Origin of the sequence: Paenibacillus forsythiae T98, assembly GCF_000520735.1 — a bacterium.
GTDB classification, from domain to species: Bacteria; Bacillota; Bacilli; order Paenibacillales; family Paenibacillaceae; genus Paenibacillus_AQ; species Paenibacillus_AQ forsythiae.
Window position 1 is genome coordinate 1 of the sequence record NZ_ASSC01000781.1, and the last position, 6,346, is coordinate 6,346.

9 protein-coding genes are annotated in these 6,346 nt (G+C 52.9%); all 9 read left to right on the plus strand.

All coding sequences use genetic code 11. The annotated features are described in order from the left end of the window. Window positions 1-920 (plus strand): baseplate J/gp47 family protein (locus L692_RS0123795; RefSeq protein WP_025702448.1); only part of this gene is annotated, 920 nt, incomplete at its 5' end. Window position 921: 1 nt separating this feature from the next. Beyond that, window positions 922-1,335, plus strand: a complete 414-nt coding sequence (locus tag L692_RS0123800) for a hypothetical protein (protein WP_025702449.1) — start codon at window positions 922-924, stop codon at window positions 1,333-1,335. A gap of 1 nt (window position 1,336) precedes the next feature. Further along, entirely contained in the window at window positions 1,337-2,359 is a 1,023-nt protein-coding gene (locus L692_RS0123805) for a DUF2793 domain-containing protein (protein ID WP_025702450.1), read from the plus strand. 11 nt (window positions 2,360-2,370) lie between these two features. After that, window positions 2,371-3,123 (plus strand): hyaluronate lyase N-terminal domain-containing protein, encoded by a 753-nt coding sequence (locus L692_RS33685; protein ID WP_025702451.1) that lies wholly within the window; start codon window positions 2,371-2,373, stop codon window positions 3,121-3,123. Window positions 3,124-3,126: 3 nt separating this feature from the next. Next, window positions 3,127-3,738 carry a YmfQ family protein gene (locus tag L692_RS0123815; RefSeq protein ID WP_025702452.1) on the plus strand — a complete coding sequence of 204 codons (612 nt, stop codon included), beginning with the start codon at window positions 3,127-3,129 and terminating at the stop codon, window positions 3,736-3,738. Between the two features lie 11 nt (window positions 3,739-3,749). Beyond that, the gene (locus L692_RS33210; RefSeq protein ID WP_025702453.1) at window positions 3,750-5,147 is read left to right on the plus strand and encodes a hypothetical protein; all 1,398 of its coding nucleotides are present in this window, start codon (window positions 3,750-3,752) and stop codon (window positions 5,145-5,147) included. A gap of 15 nt (window positions 5,148-5,162) precedes the next feature. Next, the gene (locus L692_RS30875; RefSeq protein ID WP_025702454.1) at window positions 5,163-5,522 is read left to right on the plus strand and encodes an XkdW family protein; all 360 of its coding nucleotides are present in this window, start codon (window positions 5,163-5,165) and stop codon (window positions 5,520-5,522) included. Further along, the gene (locus tag L692_RS33215) at window positions 5,522-5,623 is read left to right on the plus strand and encodes a CD1375 family protein (protein ID WP_198027820.1); all 102 of its coding nucleotides are present in this window, start codon (window positions 5,522-5,524) and stop codon (window positions 5,621-5,623) included. Before L692_RS30875 ends, L692_RS33215 begins: the two co-directional genes overlap by 1 nt. 62 nt (window positions 5,624-5,685) lie before the next feature. Continuing rightward, window positions 5,686-6,171 (plus strand): phage holin family protein, encoded by a 486-nt coding sequence (locus tag L692_RS0123835; protein ID WP_025702455.1) that lies wholly within the window; start codon window positions 5,686-5,688, stop codon window positions 6,169-6,171. Window positions 6,172-6,346: the final 175 nt, after the last annotated feature.

The following is a 6,346-nucleotide window of genomic DNA, read 5'->3' on the forward strand; positions in this document are numbered from 1 at the left end:
AGCTTGAGCTGAATACGAATCTGTTCTTTGCCGACACGGCTACCGGCGAGTTTCTGGAACGGAGCATTGCATGGTCGGGCATCGCAAGACGTCCGGCAAGCCCGGCCGAAATTCAAGGGGCGTTCTATGCGGACGGCGGCGAAGGGGTGGACATTCCGATCGGCAGCCGCTTCTCGCTCGAACAATTGAATTATACGGCGGCGGAGAAGCTGTCTCCCGGCAATTACAGGCTTACCTGCGAAACGCCGGGAACGGTCGGAAACCGTAATTCCGGCGCGCTCCTGCCCATCGACTATATTCCGCAGCTCTCACGGGGCGAGGCGGTTCGTCTGCTGATCCCCGGGGAGAATGCGGAGGATGACGAGACGCTGCGGAAGAGGTATTTCGATTCAGCCAGACGTCCAGCGACAAGCGGCAACAAGGCCCATTATGCCGAGTGGGCGCTGCAAATTCCGGGCGTGGGCGGCGCGCGCGTGTTTCCGCTGTGGAATGGGCTGAAGACGGTGAAGGTCGTCATTGTTGATGCCGAACAGCTGCCGGCATCATCTGCCCTGGTTGCTGAGGTGCAGAATTACATTGATCCGGTGCCCGGGCAAGGCGAGGGCCAGGCTCCGATCGGGGCAGAAGTCACGGTCGCGTCTGCGGCGGGAAAAACTATAAACGTGGCCGCCACGGTTTCTCTTGCTTCCGGCTACGCCTTACACGCGGTGACCGATGCATTTGCCGCCCGTCTGGAGCAGTGGCGCAAGGGTGCAGCCTTTGCTGCAAATTATGTCAGCCAGGCCGTTATAGGCTCACTGCTGCTGGGTACGGATGGAGTCCTGGATTACTTTGATTTGATGCTGAATGGCGGCTCAGGAAATGTCTCGCTAGCCGATGATGAGGCGCCTCTGATCGGCACGGTAGACTTGGAGGTGTGATATGGAATATCCGGATCAGATTGATACGTTCTATGACAAGCTCAATAAGAATCCGGCCGGAAGCAATTATGTGATTGAAGAGATTGTGCCCATTGCAGGCGGCGTCTATGACGGACCACTCCGGCATGACAATATCAATAATCAGACGATCCGCGTCTATACGGGCTCCAGATTAACCGGCGAGCAGATTACCAATTGGACATTGTCCATTCCCAGCACCACACCTTGGCGCCGGCTGATCAAGATTTTTGCCAGTGCTCCCGAGGTGTACGTCACCTATGAGACGCCGGGGGATACGGTCGAAGCCGATGACGTCAATGTGCTTCAAGCGGCTGTAACAGCTACGCAGACAGAGGTCGAGCGATATAAAGCGGACGGCCTTATAGACGGCGGATCATTTCAAAGAGAGGTGTAATATGGCGCAAAATATACGAATCAAACGTGGGACCAAAGCGGAGCTTGCAACCTACGGCGCGCTCCAGGCTGGAGAGATGGGCTTCTGTACGGATACGAAAGAGGTGTATATCGGAGACGGATCGAGCAATTCGATGGTCGGCCGGGCTCTTTCCGGTCCGGAGGCATCCCGGCCTGCGGCCGCTTCTGTCGGCCGTCTCTATTACGTAACCAGTGGCACCAATAACGGCTATCTCTATTTTGACGATGGATCGGCCTGGCGCCGGGTTAATGCCCAGACTTTGAGCGATTTAACCGGCTCGATTGATAATATTGCAGACGGCGCCACTTATGCCAAGGTCCTGAAAGCGGATATCAGTTCAGGGCATGTGAATAAAGTGAGCGACGGTACCAATACCAAGACGGCCGCCGAGATCAAGACGCACATCGACGATGCGGCGAAGCATCGGGTCATTAATGATACCGGGACGGCCATCACGGATTTATGGTCAGCGCAGAAGATAAAAAATGAGATCGAGCTGGCCAAGCACAATATCGAGCCGCAGGCGTCGGTAAAGGATCAGAATTTGACGGCGCCGCCAGGCAGCCCGGCAGAAGGGGATCGTTATATCATTCCGGCGGGCGCAACGGGGGCTTGGTCAGGTAAAACAAATCAAATTGCAGAATACCAGTCTGCCGCCTGGATCTTTTACGTGCCTGTTACGGGCTGGACCGCTTACGTTGACGATGAGTCCAAGATCTACAGCTGGAACGGATCGGCGTGGGTCCGGACCGGGGGCGCGCTCCAGACCATCACGGCGGGCAACGGTTTGACCGGCGGCGGGCAGGCTGATACGGTCACTCTCACCGTCGGAGCAGGCAACGGGATTACGGTTGGTTCAACTGCCGTTGCAGCCAAGCCGGGGAAAGGCATCGTGGTAAATTCGACCGGTATTGAAGCGAATATTGATGCGGATAGCATCGTATATGACTCTTCCAATGGTAACCGACTTATGGTTTCTACTATTGACGGCGGGACATTCTAGGGGGCGGTGATATGGCGAGAAAGGTTTTGATTCAAATCCGGCGCGGTCTGGAGAGCGCCATCGGGACTCTTGCTGTTGGCGAGCTTGGATATTGTACAGATACCAGCAAGCTGTATATTGGCACAGCTGGCGGCAATGTGCTGCTTGTGGCTGGGCAGAGCACCGGGGACATGCTTAAAAGCATCTATGACACCAACAATGACGGCAAGGTGGATTACGCCTCAGCCGCAGACAGCGTGCCGTGGTCGGGAGTATCCGGTAAGCCTGCAACGTATCCGCCTGCGGCACATAATCATGACGCCAACTATGCCAGTGCGTTCACGATTGGACATAATGTCGGCTCAGTAGCGTTTGTCAAAATCGCCGAAATGACGACAACTATAAGTTCCTCTGCAAACGAACTGCTGCTATGGATACATGGTGTGTCTGATTTTGGAACTAACAAACCCGGATGCGATGTGATCCAAATGTCAACACGCGGCTCCGGAAGCGTGGAGGCGTACGGGATTATCCCGGGCGGGGGCGATGCGGCTACTTATGGGTATGTTGTCAATGCCACAAGCGGTCTGACGGAGTTGTGGGTAAGGCGCAATGCATACCATCAGGCAATGCGCATTATCATCGGGGCTGCTGAAAAATCAGCAGGAGTAATCAATACAGGGTCTCTGCTGACACAAGCCGCCCAACCAGCGGGATTTACTGCTATTAACAAACAGCGGCATCTAATTGGTCCTGTAACCTGGAATCAGCTTAAGGGGGTGTAACGGGTGCCATACGGCAATGAACTTTACGGTGCAGGGATGTTCTCCGCTCAATTGAATGAACAAGGATATTCCGGGCAGCAGCCTGTTGACCTGATGGAGTATCTTCCACCTTATTATCGCGATGTTCGGGAAATGGAAGAATTGCAGGCAACGGTCGGTGAGGAGCTTGGCAATTTACAGGGTGCTGCGAAGGACGTGTTGGATCAATTCTTTCTGGAGACGTCAACCTGGAGTCTCGCGCGCCGGGAAGCTGAACTGGGTCTTGTTACGGACCCTTCCAAGTCCTACACCTGGCGGCGTGAGATGATTCTCGCCAAGCTGCGCGGCACTGGAAAGACGACACCACAGATGGTTGAAAGGGTCGCTTCTGCTTTTTCGGGCGGGAATGTTGTTGTAGAGGATGTCCCGGGCGAATACCGCTTTATCGTCCGATTCGTGGGAGTGCTCGGCATTCCGCCCAATATGACGGGGTTGATGCAAATCCTCGAAGAGATTAAGCCGGCCCATTTGGCCTATGAATTTGCGTATACGTACACATTCTGGGCGACGCTGAAGGCGATGACTTGGACTACGGCCGGAACGAGGACCTGGAATGAACTCAGAACTTATGGATAGGAGAGTGACACATGCAGACTACAAGCAATCTCGGCCTTAAAAAGCCGGAAGGCACCGATACTGTTAATATTAATGATTTGAACAGCAACATGGACATCCTGGATACGGCGGTGAACAACAAGATAGATAAAGTATCCGGCAAGCAGCTAACTACAGAAGACTATACAACGTCCGAAAAAAATAAACTCGCCGGGATCGCCGCCGGAGCTAATAATTATGTGCATCCAAACCACACGGGCGACGTGATAAGCACCGGCGATGGTGTAACCGCTATTGCTCCTGGTGTAATCGTAGACGCAGACGTTAATAGCGCGGCTGCAATCGCAGCGACTAAAATCGGGACAGGAACCGTAAATAATACGGAGTTTGGTTATCTGGACGGGGTAACAAGTTCTATTCAAACGCAGCTGAACACGAAAGCGCCGCTCGCCTCGCCAGCGTTAACCGGAACGCCGACAGCGCCAACAGCTTCGGCTGGGACGAATACGACGCAGATTGCAACGACGGCATTCGCAAAGGCAGCAGCGGATATCGCAGAAAATAACGCGAAAGCGTTTGCCGACGGGAGGTTTGTCAGTGCAGATGGAGAAACGGAGCATATCGAATTTCGGAAAAACGCAAATACAGCAGGGCCGGCCTACATTGATTTTCATACGAGTGGTAATCCGAGCAATGACTTTGATTCAAGGATTATCGCTGAGGCAGGGTCTTCGACCGGTGGCGCCGGAACATTACGATTCGAATCCGCAACAGTTCAAACGCTCGGAACTCTATGGGTAGCTAAAAAGGATCAGTATGGATCATCCTCCTCATTAACTCTACCGATTGGGGACAGTGACACCGGAGTTAAATGGGTAGAAGACGGGCGTCTCGACTTTTATTCAAACAATAGCGTTGCATTTAAAATCCAAAATGGCTATACGTACTTTAAAGATGCAGGAGGTGGCTATGCATCTTTATCTGAATTAGCCAAGTTTGTCGGGGGGAGCGGTGAACGACCGGTCACCAGAGCATGCAGACTCACCAGTGAACAGACACTTACAGCATCAGCCTGGAATACTATTGCCTACAACTTTGTGGATGCAAACTCGCCAGGAGCACCGCTGAATACGGCATCTGGTGTTTATACTGTATCGCAAAGCGGTTGGTACTTAATCGTTCCCAGAGTTGTTGTAGCATCAGCCAACGCTTCGACAAACTTTGTCTTACGAACACTTGTAAATGGCAGTTTTGGCCACGGATTAGATAACCGCATCCAACACGTGGAATTCGACATGACTCTGACCGGAACACAGATAGTAAACCTAAATGCCGGGGAAACAGTAGCGATACAGGTTTATGCGTCTGTGAGCGAAAATGTGCGGACTGGTATGGATAATACCCGGTTAGAGATTATAAGAATAGCGTAGAAAGGAGGACGAACCGTGAACATATCAAGGGCTATTCAATACCTATATCCTGATGTCGATGTAATGAGAGATTTTGAGGTTTGGGACAATGCAGACGACAAAGGCCCGTACATCGCCGTCTGGAACCTGGAGGCCCCGGAGCCGACCGAAGAGGAACTGCAGGCCGCATGGGAAGCGTATCAAGCGGCGGAAGCGGCCAAGGAGCCGGAATTAACCGAAGTAGATCGCCTGGAACTCGCGCTTGCCGACAACTACGAGCAGATGCTTGCGGCACAGCAGGATGCTGCCAATGCTCAACTGGCTCTCGCTGATCTGTACGAGCTGACGTTGTCGCTCCAGGCGGAGGTTGAAGCTTTGAAAGGAGGTGCAAGCTGATGCCTGCTATTTATGCATCCCTCATCAAAAAGGGATTAAAGACGCTGGAACAGGTTCCGGCCGTTATCCGTCCGGTCGTGGAAGCTCTATTGGAAGCCTAATAGTTCTAGCGCTTATTAAGGCGTTTTTATTTTGCCCTCGGGGTTTCCCGGGGGCTATCCTTTTGCTTAAAAGAGAGGGGGAGATAAAGCTGAATAAGCCTCAAATTGTAGTATCAGCTCTCGGAGCAATATTTGTACCGTTATTCGATTTTTTGTACGGGGAGGCGGACGCAGTCGTGACCATCATGGCGGCACTTTTATTTTTCGTTGTCATGGACTGGTTGTCTGGTATCCGTGCGGCCAAGAAAGACCACACTTATGCCAGTAAATACGGTATTGATGGGGTGTTCCGAACGTTCTTCATTTTGCTGCTGCCAGCAGGCGGCAACCTTCTGGACGGTGTATTTGGGCTTCCGGGGGCAATATTCGGGGCCTTGGCAATCGGGACGATCTACCACGTTTTACAGAGCATGACGGCAAATTCCATTCGGGCAGGCTGGGGGGATTGGCTGCCGTTGCCTGTGCTGGATGCAATCCTTAAATGGGCTGGAAGTGAGCTTGATAAAAAGATCAAGCGCGCTGCCGAGAGAAAGGGAGTCGAAGAGTAATGCAGATCATTCAAAAGGGCAACCAGCACACCAATTACAGCAGCCGGGACGGACATGTGCCCATCGCTATCGTAGACCATATCAGCGGAGGGACGATGGGCAGTATGGACAATTGGTTCACGTCGTCTGGCAACAAGGTCAGCAGCGCCCACTATGGCGTTTCCCGATCCGGCGA